The organism is Salegentibacter maritimus (assembly GCF_016236915.1).
Taxonomy (GTDB): Bacteria; Bacteroidota; Bacteroidia; order Flavobacteriales; family Flavobacteriaceae; genus Salegentibacter; species Salegentibacter maritimus.
Genome location: NZ_JAEHOK010000006.1, coordinates 152,675 through 172,475, shown reverse-complemented (window position 1 = coordinate 172,475; position 19,801 = coordinate 152,675). Strand labels below are relative to the sequence as shown.

The following is a 19,801-nucleotide window of genomic DNA, read 5'->3' as shown; positions in this document are numbered from 1 at the left end:
ACATGAAAACACTAATTATTGTAGATCCGCAAAACGATTTTATGCCCGGTGGTTCCCTTCCGGTTCCGGGGGGAGATGAAATTATACCGATCATAAATAAACTTCAGGAAAAATTTGACCTGGTAATTGTCTCCCAGGATTGGCACCCAAAAGGGCACGCTAGTTTTGCCAGCAGTCATAATGGGAAAAATGAGTTTGAAACCATAGACCTTCATGGAACCCCACAAGTGATGTGGCCAGACCATTGTATACAAAATACCGGGGGAGCCGAATTTCATAAAGATTTACAAACGGCTAAAATTGAAGCTATTTTTAGAAAAGGAACAAGTTTAGAAATAGACAGTTATAGCGCATTTTATGATAACAGGCATTTAAAATCTACGGGGCTTTCCGGCTATTTAAAAGAGAAAAATGCAAAAGACCTCTATTTCTGTGGGCTTGCCGCCGAAATTTGTGTGTATTTCACTGCTAAAGATGCTATAAAAGAAGGTTTTAAAGCTACTATTATAGAAGATGCTACGAGAGCGCTAAATGCGGAAGACTTTGAAAAAGCAAAAGTAGCATTAAAAGATTTGGGAGGTAAAATTACCACTGCTGCGGCTATTGAAAGTTAATGTAATATACATAGCCTACATTAATCCAAAGAATATAGTCGTTAAACTTATTTTGAGGAGCATTAATGTTTAGTCCGTCAATCCAGTCACTTCCGTAATATTGTCCCCGGGCTTCCAGTAAAAGGTCGTGCCTAAATCCCAATCGATAGCGAACTCCAAGGCCGGCTACGATAGAATAGGTGGTGCCGCGGTCAAAATTCATTCCACCAATAAAAGTTGGAAATACGTTGTTGGGGTCGGTTAGTGGGCCTAAATCAGAATAGGCATCTGCTTTATAAGATACAAAATGTCCTCCCAGGCTTATGTAGGGTGAAAACATATATCCCGAATGGGTGAAATCCCGAATTCTAAAGGGATGGTATTCCAGGTGGATCCCACCTTCAATAATCTCACTTTCTCCGTGCATAGCTCGCAACAATTCACCTCCCCTTGATGGTTTACTGGCTACGGGACCAAAATGCTCTAGTTTAGAATAAAAGTAATCCAATTCATTTCTAATTCTAAAATGGTTGATAAAAAAGGAGGCCGTTTGCGAATAATGGCAATCGGTTTTATAAGCAAAATTTATATAATGGGAAATTCCTATTCCGTAGCCCGCGTTATTCAGGTTGTTTCTTACGTTCCAGCGTTCACCGTAATCTGTAAAAAATGAAGCCGGACCTGCCTTAACGGCAATTTCGTGCGCAATTCCAAATTGGGAAAATCCCTTCACCTGAAAGAGGAATAAAAAAACACTAAAAGTTAAAAATTTTTTGTAATTGAACATTACCTCAGGCTTGGACGAATAACAAATATATAAAAACTACATTAAGAAAAATTATAATATATTCTGTTTCTAATTTGCTACATTAAGGCCGTTAATATGGTTTGAAAAGATGAAAATTTGAGGTCAGGTTTTAGATAACCTATATATTTGCAGACTAAACACAGTTTTTTTATAAATTATTTGAACTATTACACAGTATGGAACAAAATATAAAAGATTTTCTCGATAAAGTATCGGAAAGAAATCAAAATGAACCGGAATTCTTGCAGGCAGTGCACGAGGTTGCTGAAACTATCATTCCTTTTATAGAAAAGAATAAAAAGTATCAAAACAAGCAATTGCTGGAGCGCATGGTAGAACCGGAACGAGTTATTATGTTTAGGGTTACCTGGTTAGATGATGAGGGTAATATTCAGGTAAATCGTGGCTTTAGGATTCAAATGAATTCAGCCATAGGACCCTACAAAGGAGGACTGCGTTTTCATCCTTCGGTAAATCTAAGTATACTGAAATTTCTAGCTTTCGAGCAGGTATTTAAAAATAGTTTAACCACATTGCCCCTTGGTGGTGGAAAAGGTGGATCTGATTTCGACCCTAAAGGAAAATCAGATAATGAAGTGATGCGTTTTTGCCAAAGTTTTATCACAGAGCTCTATCGCCATATTGGTGCCGATACCGATGTTCCTGCTGGTGATATTGGCGTTGGTGCACGGGAAGTAGGATATATGTTTGGGCAATATAAAAGGCTACAAAATGAATTTACCGGAATCTTAACCGGAAAAGGGCTTTCTTATGGTGGTTCTCTTATTCGTCCTGAAGCTACAGGTTACGGGAATGTATATTTTGCACAAAATATGCTTAGTACAAAAGGAGCGTCTTTTAAAGATAAGACCGTTGTAATATCGGGTTCTGGTAACGTAGCTCAATATGCCGCCGAAAAAGCCCTTGAATTTGGTGGGAAAGTAGTGACCCTTAGTGATTCTGGTGGATATGTGTATGATAAAGATGGCATAGATAAAGAGAAGCTTCAGTTTGTTATGGAGCTTAAAAATGAAAGACGTGGTAGAATTAGCGAATATGTAAAGGAGTATCCTTCTGCAGAATATTTTGAAGGTAAAACTCCGTGGGAAGTTTCCTGTGATGTAGCACTTCCTTGTGCAACGCAAAACGAACTGGAAGAAGCAGATGCAAAGAAATTGGTAGCCAATGGTTGTATTTGTATTGGTGAAGGAGCCAATATGCCCTGTACGCCCGAAGCCGTAGAAGTGTTTAAAAACGCCAAAATCCTTTTCGCCCCGGGTAAAGCTTCTAATGCCGGTGGGGTTGCTACTTCAGGATTGGAAATGAGTCAAAATGCAATACGCTACAATTGGACTTCAGAAGAAGTAGATGAAAAGCTCCACGAGATTATGAACAATATTCACGAGCGTTGTGTAGAATTTGGAACAGAAGAAGACGGTTATATAGACTATGTAAAAGGCGCTAATATTGCTGGTTTTGTAAAAGTGGCCGATGCTATGCTCGCTCAGGGCGTAGTGTAAATCACGCTCATTAAAAGTATAAAAAAGAGGCTGTCTGGAACGTTCTTAAAATCGTTACCCTGAATTTATTTCAGAGCCTGCTCTGAAATTTATTCGGAGGTCTAATTTACTGATAATCAAAATATCTTAGAAGCTGAAACAAGTTCAGCTTAACGAAACTAGACATTTCAGGCAACCTCTTTTATTTATCTTCGAAAAGCATAAATTTTTTAAAAATGCTTGTTACTACCCCGGCAATTATAATTAGTGCCTTAAAATATGGCGAGGCCGATTTAATTGTGAAAGCCTATACGTATAGCGATGGTTTAAAAACCTATATGTTAAAAGGCGTGCTTAAATCTAAAAAAGGCAAATTTAAAGCTTCGCAATTTCAACTGCTCACCCAATTGGAAATTGTGGCCAACCATCGCAATCAGGGGAAGATGGAATATCTTAAAGAGGCCAAAGTTAAGCACACTTATACAAGCTTGCATACCAATATGGTAAAGGGTGCTATGCTTATGTTTTTGGCCGAAGTCTTAAAAAATGCCATTCGTGAAGAAGAAGCCAACCGCGAATTATTTGAGTATCTGGAGACTTCTTTGATGTGGTTGGATTTGCATGACCAAATAGCTAACTTTCATCTCCTTTTTCTTTTAAACCTTACGCGATACCTTGGTTTTTATCCCGATGCCGATGCCAGGGAACTCGATTATTTCAATCTTTTGGAGGGGGTTTTTGAGTGGAATAGCGTAAATAATTATTGTATAGATGGCCAAAATGTAGCGGTTTTAAGGCAGTTGTTAGGCATACATTTTGATGACTTAAATACTTTGAAATTGAATCAACAAACCAGGGCAAACTTCCTAAATATGCTACTTTTGTATTACGGGTTGCACATAGAAGGATTTAAGAAACCAAAATCGCTTGCCGTTCTCAATGAAATTTTTAGCTAAATGCAAAATTCAATTCTAGGAGTAATTCTCCTTTTTTTTATGCTTCAAAGTAGCTATGCGCAGCAGGTGCAGGTTTTAGATGAAGAAACTCATGAGCCACTGGCAGGTGTGGCTTTGTACAATACCAATAAATCTAAAAGTGCCCTCACCAATTTTAAGGGGATCGCTAATATTTCAATATTTGATAGGGATGAGCTTATTCATTTTAAGCACGTTAACTTCGGGGAGCACAGTATTAGAAAATCTCAAATATTACAGAATAAAAACAAGGTTTATTTAAAAAACGACGGTAACGAGCTGGAGCAAGTAGTACTTTCGGTGGCAAAATTTGAAATGGACAAAGATGAGGTTCCGCAGAAGATCCTTAGTCTTTCAGCAAAGGATATTATTATGGCCAGTCCACAAACATCGGCCGATCTTTTGGAAAGCAGTGGGCAGGTTTTTGTTCAAAAAAGTCAGTTGGGTGGTGGGAGCCCAATGATTCGTGGTTTTGCTACTAATAGGCTTTTAATAACAGTAGATGGCGTTCGTATGAATACCGCAATTTTTAGAAGCGGAAACCTTCAAAATATTATATCAATAGATCCTTTAGCCATAGGAGATACCGAGGTGATCCTCGGGCCGGGATCGGTAGTTTATGGTAGTGATGCCATAGGTGGGGTGATGAATTTTTATACCTTAAAGCCAAAATTTTCATTTGGCGATAATACTTCCGTATCAGGTAGCGCATACGCTCGATACGCTACTGCCAACAACGAAAAAACTATACACGCCGATGTTAATATTGGTCGTGAGAACTGGGCATTTTTAAGCAGTGTTAGCTTTTCAGATTTCGATGATTTAAAAATGGGGGCACACGGTCCTGATGAATATTTGCGCAACGAATATGTTGTACGAAGAGATGGGCAAGATGTGGCAATTTCAAATGACGATCCCAGAGTACAGAAGCCTACGGGTTATGAGCAAATAAACCTGCTTCAAAAGGTGAAATTTATGCCTCATAAAGATTGGGACCTTAATTTAGGACTTATCTATTCTGCCACTTCTAATTTCCCAAGATTCGACCGACTTTATAGAAAGCGGGATGGCGCATTGCGCAGTGCGCAGTGGTACTATGGGCCACAAGAATGGTTTATGGCGAATTTTAAAATCAATAAAAAAGGAGATGGGGCATTATATGATAAAGCCCAAATGACCGCAGCTTACCAGTTTTTTGAAGAAAGTCGACATAATCGCGATTTTGGCGAAGATTGGTTGTACAACACTACAGAAAATGTAGATGCCTATTCGCTTAATTTAGATTTTGAAAAGACCTTTAGCGATAGCCGTTTGTTTTACGGGGTAGAATATGTTTTTAATAAGGTGAACTCCACAGGTTTTGCTGAAAATATTTTAACAGATGAAGAGCAAGTTACCGCTTCCCGATACCCCGATGATGCCACCTGGCAGTCTATAGCTGCTTACACTACTTATCAATGGAAAATTCAGGAAGACCTTTCTTTTCAATCGGGGCTTCGATATAATCATATTCTGGTAAATGCCGATTTTGATGAGAATTTATACGATTTTCCATTTAAGAAAGCCAATATTAATACCGGAGCTTTAACCGGAAGCGCGGGAATTAACTGGCAACAAAATAGGTTCATCGGCTGGCGGTTAAATCTCTCTACCGCTTTCAGGGCACCCAATATAGATGATGTAGGGAAAATTTTTGATTCTGAACCCGGTGCAGTGGTAGTGCCAAATCCAGATTTAAAACCAGAATACGCTTACAGCAGTGAACTTGGTTTTGACTGGAAGCCGGCAGAAAATATCAGTTTTATTGCTACTGCATTTTATACCTATTTGAATGATGCCATGGTGCGCAGGGATTTTAATCTAAATGGGGAAACTGAAATTGACTACCAGGGAGAGCCAAGTCGCGTACAGGCTATTCAAAATGCCTCGAAAGCCTTTGTATACGGTTTTGAAACCGGGGTAGAGATAGATTTTTCTGTGGCTTTGCGATTAACCTCTCAAATTAGCCTAACCGAAGGTAAGGAAGAACAGGAAGATGGTTCTGCCGCGGCCTTACGCCATGCAGCTCCTATCTTTGGAAATACCCATTTGATTTGGCATAAAAAAAAGCTGAAATTCGATCTTTTTGCTGAATACAATGGGCAGTTTGACTATGAAGATCTGGCTCCTTCCGAACAGGGAAAAACCTATTTATATGCCATAGATGATAATGGAAATCCTTATTCGCCTTCCTGGTATAGTCTTAATTTTACCGGCCAATACGAGTTTAGTGAAAAATTGCTGGCAACCGCTTCCCTGGAGAACATTACCAACCAACGCTACCGCACCTATTCTTCGGGAATTGCCGCAGCAGGTAGAAATTTAGTTTTATCGCTGAGGTATAGTTTTTGAGATTTTACCTGATCATTAGGATATAAATAATTTATAACTACTAAAAAAGAGGAATTCATAATTTAATATATTGTTTATTTTGAAGTCATTAAAAAATTAACATTATTTAATTGGTTTTTCTGAATGCCTTCCCATATATTTGGTTTGTCGATAAAAGTGCGCAGTTTATCGATTATTTTAATCAAATTATTAACTTTAAATTTCAAATCTACGAAAAAATTAGTTTTACCACTTGCAATGGCATTTATGATGTCCCCAATGTTAAATGCATCAGTAGCAGTTGACAGAATATGTCACGAAATGGCCAAAGTGCTTGCGGAAGACAGTGGAGCCCAAGGTGATGATTATGCAAGAGAGTATATGGAGCATTACGAATATTGTGAAGAAAATATGAATTAATTTAACTTATCCTGGGCGGTTTTCGCCCAGGTTCTATATAAAAAAATATTATGAGGTTTTTTAATGATAATTTTAAAGTTTCAAAGCAAATCTTAATTTTTTTTCTTGTATTATTCGTATTTCCATTATTTGCCCAAGATATTGAATCTATAAAAGTTGAGTATAAAGTGGATGTAGCTGCAAGTCAAAATAAATATATTCCTATGGAATATAAAAAAGAGGTGCAAGCAAAGAATGATGCCATACGAAATCTAACTTTTGTTTTAACGGCAAATGCAAAAAAAACGAAATTTAAAGGTTTAGATAATATGCCAATAGATTCAGAGAGAGTAATGAGAGGAGCTAAGGCTGCTGTGGGAGGAGGATTTGTCTATTTTAACGATAAAGATAAAAAAATAAAAACGGGAGATGTATTCGGGAAAAGAATGACTATCATCCAAAATAATGATCAATTTCAGGATTGGAATATAACTGATGTGAGTAAGAAGATACTAGGATTTAATTGTTATAAAGCGAAAACGAGTTATAAGAGTTTTGATAAAAATGAAGATGAAATGCTTATAGAGGTAGAAGCCTGGTTCAGTCCCGAGATTCCTCTTTCTTCCGGGCCTTTTAATTATGATGGTCTTCCCGGTGTAATCCTTGAATTTTCTAAAAATCCTAAATATACTTTTAAAGCTAGCAAAATAGAGTTTAATTCAAATAATTTCGATTTAACTGAACCCAAAGCCAAAAAGACTATTGGTCAAAAACAGTATGAGGAAAAGGTAAAGAAAGTTTTAAAGGATATTAGGGAACGAGGATAGATATTTAATAAATCCAAAAATAGCTTAAACCAATTTTTGGTAACTCAATACGCGAGAAATCTTCTTAAATTATCAATTATTGAAACAATCTAAGCATTTATTATTCTTAGTAAGCTTATTGACTGTTATGGCAACCTGGGGGCAAAACCAGTTGACTGGCAAGGTCACAGATTCTCTAAATGAACCTCTATCTGGAGCAAACCTTATAGCAATTCCTGTAAATGATGCCCTTTCTATGGAATTCTCAATAACCGACGAGCGGGGGCGCTACCGTTTAAACCTTAAAAACGACAGTGCGTATGTACTTGAGTTAAGTTATTTGGGTTACAAAAAGATCTCTGATACGTTGAGGCTTGCCAAAGACACTCCCAGGAATTTTAAAATGGAGTCCAGTAAAGAAAGCTTAGACGAAATCCTTATCAAACAAAAAATGGCCGTTTTGGTTAGGGAAGACACCATTACTTACAGGGCCCGGGTTTTTAAAACCGGTGAGGAAAGAAAATTAAGGGAGGTGCTCAAGAAGTTGCCGGGTGTAGAAGTGGACCGTGAAGGAAATGTTACCGTAAATGGTAAAAAAGTAGATAAGCTTATGGTAGACGGTAAAACCTTCTTTACCGGAGATACTAAGTTAGCCATAGAGAATATTCCGGCTGATGCTGTAGATGAGGTAGAGGTGTTGGATAACTATAGTGAAATTCCATTTTTAAAAGGACTTGAAGACAGCGATAAAATGGCGATGAATATCAAACTCTCTGAAGGAAAGAAAAAGTTTGTCTTTGGGGATATTGAGGCCGGTGGTGGCCCTGAAGAAAGATATGTGGTACATCCCACCCTTTTTTACTATAGTCCGAAAACTTCTGTAAATGTAATTGGTGACTTTAATAATATTGGAGAGCGCTCTTTCTCTATGCAGGATTATATAAATTTTGAAGGCGGCATTCTCGCCCTAATGGATAACCCCGGCGGATTAGATATTTATAACGATGATTTTTCCCGGTTTCTTAGAAACGATGATTTTGTTTATAGTAAGAATGAATTCGGGGCTTTCAATATCGTACAGCAAATCACCGATAATTTAGACGTAAATGCCTACACCATCGCTTCCAACAACAAGATGGAAATGCTGCAGGAAAATGATATCACTTATGTAAATAACAACGGTCTAGATGAATTTCGGGAAACCCGCACCAATAATAATTTATTCTTCTCCCTGAATAAATTGCAATTAAGTTTTGTGCCCAATGTTGAAGAAGACCTTACCTACGATGCTTTTGTAAAAACTTCCCGCGCAGATGGACTGGAACAAATTACTTCAGAAACCCCTCAAAACACAACTTTTGTGGATACTCAAAATGAACCAGATGCTATAGATTTTACCCAAAATTTAAAGTACAGCAAGCAGTTTTCTTATAAACACACCACAACTGCTACGGTAAATTATAAATTTAGTAAAGACAATAATTACCGGAACTGGTTTTTTAACCGGCCACTATTTAGCGGGATTTTACCATTAGTAACCGAAGATGAAACATTTGAACTCCTTCAAAATACTTCTTCCAGGCTAAACAAAGCAGCTTTAGAATTGAAGCATTACTGGGTTTTAAACAATACCAATCATATTTATCCTGTGGTGGGCGTAGATTTCTTAAATCAGCACTTCACCACCCTGGATGCACAGGTTTTAAATAGTGGCGAGGTAAACGATTTTACCGAAGCAGGCTTCAATAACGACCTGGATTTTAGGTTTATGGACCAATATTTCGGGTTTCAGTATAAAATGAAACTGGGAGATCTTATTATTAAACCGGGACTTTTCTATCATTTTTATATGTGGGATATTGATCAATTAGGCGAACAAATCACCAATAAAACCAAGCCGGTTTTACTTCCGGAATTTGAAGGGCAATATGAAATTCATAATTCAGAAAAACTTAAACTTAAATATAAGTTGAATTCTCGTTTTTCAGATGCTTCAACTTTCGCCAACAGGTTGCGCCTAACAAGTTTTAATAGGCTATACCAGGGGAATGAAGACCTGGAAAACCAGCTTTATCATTCTGCGTCCTTAAGCTATTATAAATTCAGTTTGTTTAAAGGTGTTTTTATCAATGCTAATTTTAATTATACCAATCGCCTGAAATCGGTACGGAATACTACCATAATTGAAGGAATTGACCAGATTACTACTGCAATTTATACCGATTTGCCTGAAGAAACCTTTAGTTTGAGTGGTTCTTTTTCCAAAAAGGTCAACGATTTTAAATTCACATTACAGACAAACGGCAATCTTTCTAATTACTCCCGAATTATCAATGAAGAAATCCTGGATTATGAATCAAAAAAATACGGGTATACTTTTAAAACAGAAACATCTTTCAAGGATCTACCCAACATAGAATTAGGAGTGGAACATCGATTTAATGAATTCGGCAACGATAATTTCAATAATAGCTTTGAGCAAATTAATCCCTATGCCATCCTGGAATACGATTTTTGGAATGCCTTTATTTTAAAAGCCGATTATCAGTATAATTATTATGAAAATAAAAACACGGGCGACATCAATCGTTTTGAGATAGGCAATTTTTCATTGTATTACAGTAAAGAGGATAGTCCGTGGGGTTTTGAAATAGCTGTAAACAATGCTTTTGATGTGGGCTATAAAAGAAATAATTCTTTTAGTCAGTTTATCATTAGAGACCAACGAATCTTTATTCATCCCCGAACTGCCTTCTTGAAGATATCTTATAAACTTTAATTTATTATCATCCAAGCCCCATAGGTTTCCAAAACCTGTGAGGTTTTTACTTTTTTTTTGAGTTAGCTTTTTCCGTTTTTCTGACCTACTCTTTTCTTAAAATTGATTATTTTCGCGATTCATTGGAAATTTTGAAAAAATGAGCAATAAGTTCCCTGAATATAAAGGACTTGACTTACCTAAAGTAGCAGAAGAAATTTTAAGTTACTGGAAGGAAAACGATATTTTTGAAAAGAGTGTTTCTACTCGGGAAGGCAAAGAGCCGTTTGTGTTTTTTGAAGGGCCGCCTTCGGCAAATGGACTTCCGGGAATTCACCATGTAATGGCGCGAGCTATTAAGGATATTTTTTGTCGATATAAAACTCAAAAGGGCTTTCAGGTAAAACGTAAAGCCGGTTGGGATACCCATGGTTTGCCTATAGAACTTGGGGTTGAAAAGGAATTAGGTATTACCAAAGAAGATATTGGTACCAAGATTTCTGTAGAAAAGTATAATGATGCATGTAAAAATGCGGTAATGCGTTACACCGATGTATGGAACGATCTTACCGAAAAAATAGGGTATTGGGTAGATATGGACGACCCATACATTACCTACAAATCTAAATATATGGAAACAGTTTGGTGGCTGCTTTCCGAAATTTATAAGAAAGACCTTATTTACAAGGGCTACACCATACAGCCATATTCTCCAAAAGCAGGAACTGGCTTAAGTTCTCACGAGCTTAATCAGCCCGGGACTTACCAGGATGTGACCGATACTACGGTAACTGCCATGTTTAAAATTACAGATGCCTCTAAAGCTGCCGTAAAAAAAGAACTGGAAGAAGCATTTTTAATAGCCTGGACTACCACACCCTGGACTCTACCGTCTAACACGGCATTAACCGTAGGCCCTAAAATTGAATATGTTTCAGTAAAAACCTATAACCAGTACACCTTTAAGCCAATAACCATTTTGGTTGCGAAGGCACTGGCAAAGGCTCAATTCGATAAGAAATTTAAAGAAGTTGAAACCGAAGAAGAGCTAAAAGCCTATACCGAAGGCGATAAAAAAATACCGTTTTTAATCGGGGAAACTATTTTAGGAAAAGACCTTGTAGGGATAAAATACGAGCAGTTATTGCCGTATGCTTTGCCCTCAGAAAATCCAGAAAATGCTTTCCGCGTTATTTCGGGGGATTTTGTGACTACAGAAGATGGTACCGGAATAGTACATACTGCGCCAACTTTTGGTGCAGACGATGCCCTGGTGGCCAGGCAGGCTAGTCCGCAGGTTCCGCCATTATTGGTAAAAGATGAGCATGGAAACCTGGTTCCCCTGGTAGATCTTCAGGGTAAATTTAGACCCGAAATGGGCGAATTTGCCGGTAAGTACGTAAAGAACGAATATTATGACGAAGGGCAGGCTCCGGAGAAATCTGTAGACGTTGAACTTGCTATTAAACTGAAAGAAGAAAATCGTGCTTTTAAAGTAGAAAAATACGTTCACAGCTACCCAAATTGCTGGAGAACCGATAAGCCTATACTTTATTATCCTTTAGATTCCTGGTTTATAAAAGTAACAGAATTTAAGGATCGTATGCACGAGCTTAACACGGGTATAAACTGGAAACCAAAATCTACCGGCGAAGGTAGGTTTGGCAACTGGTTGGCCAATGCGAACGACTGGAATTTGTCCAGAAGTCGTTACTGGGGAATACCTTTGCCAATTTGGAGGACCGAAGAAGGTGACGAAGAAAAGATTATTGGGTCTATTGCCGAATTGAAAGAAGAAATGACAAAGGCTGTAGCAGCCGGATTTATGGAGAAGGATATTTTTGAAGCCTTTGAGCCCGGAAATATGAGTGAAGAAAACTACGATTTGGTAGATCTTCACAAGAATGTAGTAGACCAAATTACGTTAGTTTCAGACTCGGGGAAACCAATGAAACGTGAGGCCGATTTGATAGATGTTTGGTTTGATTCTGGTTCTATGCCCTATGCACAATGGCATTACCCGTTTGAGAATAAAGAAAAAGTAGAAGCAGGAGACCGCCAGGCCGATTTTATAGCCGAAGGGGTAGACCAAACCCGCGGATGGTTTTATACCCTACACGCAATTGCTACCATGATTTTTGATGATGTAGCCTATAAAAACGTAGTTTCTAACGGACTTGTCTTAGATAAAAACGGACAAAAAATGTCTAAACGTCTAGGAAATGCAGCAGATCCTTTTGAGACGCTTGCCGCATACGGGCCAGATGCCACCCGGTGGTATATGATCTCTAATGCTAATCCCTGGGATAATTTAAAGTTTGATATTGAAGGAATTGCTGAGGTGCGACGTAAATTCTTCGGTACGCTCTATAACACCTATTCATTTTTTACTCTATATGCCAATATTGATGGCTTTACCTATAAAGAAGAAGATGTGCCTTTGGCAGAAAGGCCCGAGATAGACCGCTGGATTCTTTCAGAGTTACATACGCTTATTGAGAAGGTAGATAAATTTTATGCCGATTATGAACCTACCCGGGCTACCCGGGCAATTTCAGAATTTGTACAGGAAAACCTTAGTAATTGGTTTGTGCGCTTAAGTAGAAGAAGGTTCTGGAAAGGAGATTATCAGCAAGATAAAATTTCGGCATATCAAACTTTATATACCTGTTTAATTGAAGTAGCGAAACTAAGTGCACCTGTGGCTCCTTTCTTTATGGACAGACTTTACAAAGACTTAAACAATAGTACACATAAAGAGAACTTTGAATCGGTACATTTGGCTGAGTTTTCAAAGTATGATAATAAGTTTGTTGATAAATCTTTAGAGCGCAAAATGGAGAAGGCGCAAACTATTTCATCCCTGGTGCTTTCGCTTAGAAAAAAGGAGATGATAAAAGTACGCCAACCGCTTCAAAGGGTAATGATACCGGTGCTTGACGAACAGCAACGTGAAGAAATTCAGGCAGTTGAAGATTTGATAAAATCTGAGGTTAATGTAAAAGAGTTGCAGCTTATAGACGATGCTTCAGGGCTATTAATTAAGCAGATAAAACCAAATTTTAAAGTGCTTGGCCCGAGGTTCGGTAAGGATATGAAGCTGATAGTCAATGAGATAAATAATTTAACATCTAAAGATATTGCAACCATAGAGCGAGAAGGGGAGATTGCTGTAAATCTTAACGGAGAAATGATTAAATTAGCTACAGAAGAAGTAGAGATTACTTCCCAGGATATTGAAGGTTGGTTAGTTGCAAGTAGTGGTAATATTACTGTAGCTTTAGACGTTAGTATTTCTGAAGAATTAAAAATGGAAGGTATTGCCAGGGAATTGGTGAACAGGATACAGAATATAAGAAAGGATTCTGGATTTGAGGTAACAGATACTATTGAAGTGACCCTACAAAGAGACGGTATAGTCGAGAATGCCGTTAACCAAAATATAACCTATATCAAGAATGAGACATTAACTGCAAGTCTCGAATTTGCAGAGGTAGTAAACGAAGGAGTCGAAGTGGCTTTTGATGACATTACTACTAAAATGTTGATTAAAAAACATTAGAATTATGGAAACTGAAGTAAAAGAGCGGTATAGCGACGCTGAGCTAGCGGAGTTTAAGGCCCTTATAAAAGGGAAAATTACCAAAGCACAGGAACAGTTAGAGATTTATCAAAATGCTTATAAAAATGATGGGAACAACGGTACAGATGATACTGCCCCTACTTTTAAAGCTTTTGAAGAGGGTAGTGAGACCATGAGTAAAGAGGCAAACTCGCAATTGGCTATTAGGCAGGAGAAGTTTATTCGTGATCTTAAAAACGCACTAAATCGTATTGAAAATAAAACCTATGGTATTTGTCGTGTAACCGGAAAATTAATCGCTAAAGAGCGTTTAAAGCTGGTGCCACACGCTACCTTGAGCATTGAAGCTAAAAATATGCAGAAATAACAACTTCTTGCATAGCAATTATACAGCATCCCTTGGCTTATGCTTGGGGATGTTTTATTTAATTATAAATCGGTTTTCTGTAAGCTGATTTATAACCGGTTAAAAACTAAATAAAAATAGTATTTTAGCGGCTTTATTTAATCTTATAGAGTTCATGTCCTTAAAAAAAGCGAGTATTATAATCGTTTTGGTACTTTTAATAGACCAAATTTCAAAATTTTATATTAAAACCAATTTTGCGCTTGGCGAGGAAGTGCCGGTTTTTGATTGGTTTAGGATTCTTTTTGTAGAAAATGAGGGTATGGCCTGGGGTACAAAAATTCCAGGCGAATATGGTAAGCTTTTTCTAACACTTTTTAGATTGGTGGCCGTTGTAGGTATTGGTTATTGGTTGTGGGACTCGGTTAGAAAAAATGGTTCCAGGATTTTAATTACCGCAATAGCCTTAATTTTTGCAGGGGCTATGGGTAATATTATAGACTCTGTTATATATGGTATTATCTTTAACGATAGTTACGGTCAGGTAGCCGAATTTATGCCGGCAGAGGGTGGCTACGGCACCTTATTTCATGGAAAGGTGGTAGATATGCTATACTTTCCATTATGGCAGGGTAACCTGCCCGAATGGATTCCTTTTTGGGGAGGAAATTACTTTACATTTTTTGAGCCTGTATTTAACATAGCCGACACCGCCATTAGTGCCGGGGTAATATTGCTGCTGCTTTTTAATAAACGTGCTTTTCCAAAAGAAGAAGAAACAAAAAAATAAAGTTAAGCCGCAGCGTGGCCGTTACGGTGAAAAATTTTCTCGAATTTTTTTAGCTCTATAGGTTTGATTAAATAATCTGTAACCAGGTTAAAAGATTTTGCCCGTTCCAAATCCCTCGGATCTATAGAAGAGCTTACTACATAAAGGGTTATTTTTTTGTCAAAAATATTCTTGATTTTAATGAATTCATTTAAAAACTCCCAGCCATCCATTATAGGCATATTAATGTCAAGAAAAATGATGTCGGGTAGTATTTCTTCGTTGGCATTTTCAAGGATCAATTTGAAATGATCTAAAGCCTCTTTGCCATTTTTGAAAATAAGGAGATTATTTGATAGCTTTTTGATCTCAATAATCTTTTTAACCAGGTTTACGTATATTTTGTCATCGTCAATAATACACGCCAATTCTACTTTTTGCCCCATGAGAATTAGTGTTTAGTGTTAAAACTTAATTTTAAATGTAGTGCCTACATCTATAGTGCTGGTTACCGAGATTGAACCGCCAAGTGTTTCTACCTGGTTTTTAGTTATAAAAAGCCCAATACCTCGTGAATCCAGGTTCTCATGAAAGGTTTTATACATCCCAAACATCTTATCACCATATCGATCCAGGTCAATGCCCAACCCATTATCACTAATCTCCAAAAAAGGAGTTTCGTTTTTCATATAGGTTTGTATAAAAATCACCGGTTTTCTTCCAGGATGTTTATATTTTATAGCATTTGTGATTAAATTTAGTAAAATACTTTCAAGATATTCAGGGATATAGCTAATTTCTTTTAGGTTGTGAAATTCAGCTACGATTTTTGCATTTTCTCGATTTATTAGAGATGAGGTTGAAGCCATTACCCCACTTAATGCTTTTTCAAAGGATATAATTCTGCGTTCTTTTCGTAAAAGTGTTTGCTTGTTTACAATTTCATTTAATTGATTTATAGCCGAATCCAGATTTTCTGAAATATCTGTCACATTAGGAATTAACTCTACTTTGTCGGTATCGGTTTTCGCTTCTTTTAATAATTCTGCAATAAGGCATAAATTGCTGCTGTGGGAGCGTAAACTATGGGAAACTATATGTGCAAAATTAAATAGCCTCGAATTTTGGGTGGCTATGATATCCAGGGAATTCTGTAAGTTAAGTTCATTGATCTTTTGTTTATTGATGTCCTGAAAAACGCCCCTGATTCCTATAATTTTTTGTTCTTCGTTATAAACCGGTTTTCCTGTGGCGCATATCCAAAAATCCTTATGATAGAGGTTTCGCATTTTTAATTCCAGTTTAAACGGAATTCCATATTTCTCGCATTTCTCAAAAGCCGACATTACTGTTGCATGCTCCTGGGGTGCGTAGAACTTAAAATGTTCTTCATAGGGGGGCTGATAATCAAGGGGGCAGTCAATAATTTTTTTGGTAACATTATCCCAATAAATATTGCGATTTACGATGTCTATATACCATCCCCCGGTATTGGTCATTTGTGCGGTTTCATGGTAATAGAAAAAGTTTTCTTCAATGGTATATTGGTCGCGCTTGCTTTGGTGTATGTTTACAAACAGCAACACAGCGGTTTTCCTATTATTGTCTTTGTTTATAAGGTTTCGGCATTCAAACCAACGATATTTACCATTGCTAAGTTTTAGTTTAACTTCAATGCTAAAGGCTTCATTCTCTTCGGTTAGCTTTTCAAAATAAATTCTGAAATCGTAACGATAGTCGCTATGTAAAATTTCTTTTAGAAAATAATCAAAATTAGATTCGGAGAGTTCCGGTTTCCCAACCAGCGTGTTAAAATGTTCTGACCAGCTTACCTCTTTATTCAGAAGATTAATCTTCCAGTAAGCAATATCAAAATCTTCAAGAATACTGTTTAATTGAATGTCGTTTAACATTAAAGAAACAAGAGTTTTGTTAAAAATAACATAAAACTTCTTAATTCCCTAATTTTTAAAGCTATATATCTTATTTGGTGTAACGCAATAATCTAGTGGTACATCGCTGTTGAATACTTCTTTAAATTCGGGCTCGGCTTTAAAAAATGAGAGCCCAATTTTTAGTACATCTGGTTTACATTCCTTAAGAAAATTGTCGTAAAATCCCTTACCATAACCAATACGGTGCCCTGTTTCATCAAATGCCAGTAATGGCACAAAAACCACATCAAGCTGGTTTGGGGCAATGGCAATACCTCCCTCAGGTTCTGGGATATTCCATTTATTTTTCTTTATTACACTATTGTCGGTTAGTAAAAAATGATCTAATGTATGCTCCTGAATATTGGTTTTAGACAGCACCACATTTTTGTCTTTGCCTTGCAGAATATGTAAAATATATTCGGTAGCAATTTCTTTTTGTTCGGCTATATTAAGAAAAAGATGATAAAATTCTTTTTGCCAAATGGGTAGCTGTAAAAGGTTGTTGGCTATTTCCAGGCTTAATTCCTCTATTTTTTCTTCAGAAAGCCCTAGGCGTAAGTTTTTGTATTTCTTTCGGAGTGCTGTTTTATTCATCTTTAGTTGGGGCTGAAATATGAAAAATAGCATCGCCCTGGTATACAATAGGCGATTCGTTTATATTGATTACGTAGCCGGTATTAACGGCTTTTATTTTATGCCTAAATTTACCATAGGGGTCGGTAATGGTTCCAATATATTCACCTTTTTCTACATGTTTCCCGCAAGGAATTTTTATATGTAATAATCCGCTGTATTTGGCGCGCATCCAAATACTGTTTTCAATAACCACGGTATCGCCAATGGGATCTGGATATTCGAATTTTGGCTGTAACATTTCTAAAAAACTCAAAATACGCATCACCCCTTCTACTCCAAATTTTGCGATTTCTTTATTGCTGTCTCTAGATTTTCCGCCCTCAAATAGGAGTACAGGAATTCCTTTTTTGGAACAGGTTTCACGATAGGATTTTGTGATTGTTTTAGAGTGAATGGTAAATGGAGCGCTAAAAATACGGGCATATTTAATGCTTTGTTCATCCCCACGCTTTACCCTTATTTGTGGGGCATTAAATCTGCTGGCACCTCCGGTATGAAAGTCTAAACAGAAATTGGCCAGGGGGAGTATATTTTTAACAAATTGAAATGCAAAACGGCTGGCCAGCGATCCATTTTTTGTTCCGGGAAACATTCGGTTTAAGTCGCGCCCATCGGGAAATTCTCTACGTAAATTTAAAAACCCAAAAATGTTGACTACGGGAATACAAATAATAGTCCCTTTTTGAGGTTTGTTGATTCCTTTAGAAATAATTTGCCGAACAATTTCTACCCCGTTAATCTCATCGCCGTGAATTCCGGCGGTAATGAGTACCACAGGTCCCGGCTTTATAGAGCGTTCAATAATTACCGGAACTTCTACAGAGGTTGTCGTGTAGAGTTTGGCCATGTTGAAGTTGATCGTGGCACTTTTTCCGGGTTTTACTTTTTCGCCCAGGATTTCCAGGACATTATCACTGGTTATTCTTGCCATCTACTAAACGTTCCGTTCTATATATCTTATAATAGATTTAGCGATATCTTTCCCGGTGGCTCTTTCAATACCTTCCAGTCCTGGAGAAGAATTAACCTCAAGAATTAATGGGCCGCGGGCACTTTGAAGCATATCTACTCCGGCAACACCAAGTCCCATGGCTTTAGTAGCTTTTACGGCTGCTATTTCTTCTTCGTCGGTAAGTTCTACTACCTCTGCGCTTCCACCACGGTGTAAATTAGATCTAAATTCTCCATCTTTACCCTGTCTTTTCATAGCGCCTATTACGTGGCCATCTACCACAAAGGCCCTAATATCTGCGCCTTTTGCTTCTTTGATGAACTCCTGAACAATTACACGAGCTTGTAAGCCATTAAAAGCTTCAATAACAGATTCTGCAGCATTTTTGGTTTCTGCCAAAACTACACCTACTCCCTGGGTTCCTTCCAGTAGTTTTATAACCAAAGGTGTGCCGCCTACTTGCTTTATAACCCCCGAAACATCTCTGGAGTAGTTGGTGAAAACCGTTTTTGGAAGTCCAATTTTAGCTCTGGAAAGCACTTGTAGGCTACGCAATTTATCGCGACTTCTAATAAGAGATTCCGATTCGGTGGTGGTAAAGGCCCCCATCATCTCAAACTGGCGTACTACTGCGGTTCCATAAAAAGTGACCGAAGCCCCAATTCGTGGTATTACCGCGTCTACGTCTTCTATATAGGCTCCTTTGTAATATATATTGGGTTTGCGCTTTTCAATTACGATATCGCATTTTAGCGGATCTACTACTTCTACTTCGTGTTTACGTTTGGTAGCTGCTTCCACTAGTCGTTTGGTAGAGTAAAGATGGCTATTACGCGAAAGGATTTTTATTTTCATTGTTGTTTAAGATTGTAAGAAACGTCAGTTAATTCGGTATCTACTATGAATTTTTTGGTAAGGAATTTTCGGCCAATTAATACTGGAAACCTCATTTCCTGTCGTGAGGACAAAGAAAGTGAAATTTTGTAGACCTTATTAAAAATTTTAATAGTAGAGTTTATTTGATATCTTTTTTGAATCATGCCGTTGCTACTGCGCACAAAAACAATATCATAATCGGTAAAAGTAAATTTTTTTCCATTGTAGAGAGGATGTTCTTCATCCAGGAACATACATTCTAAAACCCCATCTTTCTCAAGGATATTCTCGCAATGAATTGATGAAGTATAAGCCCCTGTGTCAATTTTAATAGCGATATCTTCCAGGTGCAAAGCAGGGAAGTCTGCCTTGTCGAAACGCCCAATTACTGTTTTCTCCATACTGCAAGTTAGTAAAATACCCATGCAATCTTTTTATAGAAATTATAAAATTTATGGCTTTACCTTTTTAAATAAGTATATCGGGCAGGTTTCT

General features: G+C 37.4%; 17 protein-coding genes. 10 read left to right on the top strand and 7 right to left on the bottom strand.

All coding sequences use genetic code 11. The features are described 5' to 3' along the window. Positions 1–2 precede the first annotated feature (2 nt). Positions 3–614, top strand: coding sequence for a bifunctional nicotinamidase/pyrazinamidase (gene pncA, locus I6U49_RS06610; protein WP_198628059.1), 612 nt, complete (start codon positions 3–5; stop codon positions 612–614). On the opposite strand, the gene I6U49_RS06605 is transcribed toward pncA, so the two are convergent. Next, on the bottom strand, positions 601–1,380 hold the full coding sequence (locus I6U49_RS06605) for a THC0290_0291 family protein (RefSeq protein WP_193710036.1): 780 nt from the start codon (positions 1,378–1,380) through the stop codon (positions 601–603). The two genes, pncA and I6U49_RS06605, sit on opposite strands and share 14 nt — an antisense overlap. A gap of 197 nt (positions 1,381–1,577) precedes the next feature. Between I6U49_RS06605 and gdhA the strand changes: the two genes are divergently transcribed. The 9 genes from gdhA to I6U49_RS06560 all read left to right on the top strand — a co-directional run bounded on the left by gdhA (position 1,578) and on the right by I6U49_RS06560 (position 14,926). Continuing rightward, a complete protein-coding gene (gene gdhA / locus I6U49_RS06600; protein WP_198628058.1) occupies positions 1,578–2,921 on the top strand; it encodes an NADP-specific glutamate dehydrogenase in 1,344 nt (447 codons plus the stop codon). 215 nt (positions 2,922–3,136) lie between these two features. Continuing rightward, positions 3,137–3,856: a DNA repair protein RecO gene (gene recO, locus I6U49_RS06595; RefSeq protein ID WP_198628057.1), complete on the top strand. Its 720-nt coding sequence runs from the start codon at positions 3,137–3,139 to the stop codon at positions 3,854–3,856. Then, positions 3,857–6,265: a TonB-dependent receptor gene (locus I6U49_RS06590; RefSeq protein ID WP_198628056.1), complete on the top strand. Its 2,409-nt coding sequence runs from the start codon at positions 3,857–3,859 to the stop codon at positions 6,263–6,265. Positions 6,266–6,388: 123 nt separating this feature from the next. Then, on the top strand, positions 6,389–6,664 hold the full coding sequence (locus tag I6U49_RS06585) for a hypothetical protein (RefSeq protein WP_198628055.1): 276 nt from the start codon (positions 6,389–6,391) through the stop codon (positions 6,662–6,664). A 50-nt stretch (positions 6,665–6,714) separates the two neighbouring features. Then, entirely contained in the window at positions 6,715–7,470 is a 756-nt protein-coding gene (locus tag I6U49_RS06580; RefSeq protein ID WP_198628054.1) for a GLPGLI family protein, read from the top strand. A 79-nt stretch (positions 7,471–7,549) separates the two neighbouring features. Continuing rightward, positions 7,550–10,228 carry a carboxypeptidase-like regulatory domain-containing protein gene (locus I6U49_RS06575; protein ID WP_232804648.1) on the top strand — a complete coding sequence of 893 codons (2,679 nt, stop codon included), beginning with the start codon at positions 7,550–7,552 and terminating at the stop codon, positions 10,226–10,228. A gap of 139 nt (positions 10,229–10,367) precedes the next feature. After that, a complete protein-coding gene (gene ileS / locus I6U49_RS06570) occupies positions 10,368–13,769 on the top strand; it encodes an isoleucine--tRNA ligase (RefSeq protein ID WP_198628053.1) in 3,402 nt (1,133 codons plus the stop codon). A gap of 4 nt (positions 13,770–13,773) precedes the next feature. Then, positions 13,774–14,157 (top strand): TraR/DksA family transcriptional regulator, encoded by a 384-nt coding sequence (locus tag I6U49_RS06565; RefSeq protein WP_193710042.1) that lies wholly within the window; start codon positions 13,774–13,776, stop codon positions 14,155–14,157. Positions 14,158–14,311: 154 nt separating this feature from the next. After that, positions 14,312–14,926: a lipoprotein signal peptidase gene (locus I6U49_RS06560; protein ID WP_193710043.1), complete on the top strand. Its 615-nt coding sequence runs from the start codon at positions 14,312–14,314 to the stop codon at positions 14,924–14,926. 2 nt (positions 14,927–14,928) lie between these two features. Here the strand turns inward: I6U49_RS06560 and I6U49_RS06555 are convergent, their stop codons facing one another. The 6 genes from I6U49_RS06555 to I6U49_RS06530 are packed head-to-tail and all read right to left on the bottom strand — an operon-like array spanning position 14,929 to position 19,707. Beyond that, on the bottom strand, positions 14,929–15,351 hold the full coding sequence (locus tag I6U49_RS06555) for a response regulator (RefSeq protein ID WP_193710044.1): 423 nt from the start codon (positions 15,349–15,351) through the stop codon (positions 14,929–14,931). An 18-nt stretch (positions 15,352–15,369) separates the two neighbouring features. Then, on the bottom strand, positions 15,370–16,818 hold the full coding sequence (locus tag I6U49_RS06550) for a sensor histidine kinase (RefSeq protein WP_198628052.1): 1,449 nt from the start codon (positions 16,816–16,818) through the stop codon (positions 15,370–15,372). A 48-nt stretch (positions 16,819–16,866) separates the two neighbouring features. Then, on the bottom strand, positions 16,867–17,436 hold the full coding sequence (locus I6U49_RS06545) for a 5-formyltetrahydrofolate cyclo-ligase (RefSeq protein WP_198628051.1): 570 nt from the start codon (positions 17,434–17,436) through the stop codon (positions 16,867–16,869). Continuing rightward, a complete protein-coding gene (locus I6U49_RS06540) occupies positions 17,429–18,409 on the bottom strand; it encodes a succinylglutamate desuccinylase/aspartoacylase family protein (RefSeq protein ID WP_198628050.1) in 981 nt (326 codons plus the stop codon). The genes I6U49_RS06545 and I6U49_RS06540 overlap by 8 nt, the downstream gene beginning before the upstream one ends. A gap of 3 nt (positions 18,410–18,412) precedes the next feature. Then, a complete protein-coding gene (gene rimK / locus I6U49_RS06535) occupies positions 18,413–19,285 on the bottom strand; it encodes a 30S ribosomal protein S6--L-glutamate ligase (RefSeq protein ID WP_193710048.1) in 873 nt (290 codons plus the stop codon). Beyond that, positions 19,282–19,707: an ATP-dependent zinc protease family protein gene (locus tag I6U49_RS06530; protein WP_193710609.1), complete on the bottom strand. Its 426-nt coding sequence runs from the start codon at positions 19,705–19,707 to the stop codon at positions 19,282–19,284. Before I6U49_RS06530 ends, rimK begins: the two co-directional genes overlap by 4 nt. Positions 19,708–19,801 lie beyond the last annotated feature (94 nt).